Source organism: Neisseria sp. P0020.S005 (assembly GCF_051957055.1).
GTDB lineage: Bacteria > Pseudomonadota > Gammaproteobacteria > Burkholderiales > Neisseriaceae > Neisseria > Neisseria subflava_A.
The window spans coordinates 1-442 of record NZ_JBQCWV010000070.1 but is presented as its reverse complement, the minus strand read 5'-3'; the positions used below and the strand labels follow the sequence as shown (position 1 = coordinate 442).

Sequence of the window (442 nt, the reverse complement as noted above, 5' to 3'; positions counted from 1 at the left end):
AAACTACATGTGGTCGTTCACCAGCGTTGTACTGCTCTTGATGGGTATCGGCCTGCTGATGTGGGGTTACTCCTTCCTGACCAAACACGAAGAAGTAGAAGTTCCGACTGAAGACCCGATTTCCAAAGTACAGCTGACTCCTTCCCAAAAAGCATTGGGCAAATACGTCTTCCTGACAGTCGCCCTGTTTGTGGTACAAGTGTTGCTGGGCGGCCTGACCGCGCACTACACCGTCGAAGGTCAAGGTTTCTACGGCATCGACGAAGCACTCGGCTTCGAAATGTCCGACTGGTTCCCTTACGCATTGACCCGTACTTGGCACATCCAATCCGCCATCTTCTGGATTGCAACCGGCTTCCTGACAGCAGGTCTGTTCCTGGCTCCGATTGTTAACGGTGGCAAAGATCCCAAGTTCCAACGCGCCGGCGTGAACTTCCTGTAC

Annotated in this window: 1 protein-coding gene; it reads left to right on the top strand. The window is 53.2% G+C overall.

Translation table 11 applies throughout. The features are described 5' to 3' along the window. Window positions 1-442 (top strand): cbb3-type cytochrome c oxidase subunit I (locus ACTHTU_RS11345; protein ID WP_440362605.1); only part of this gene is annotated, 442 nt, incomplete at both ends.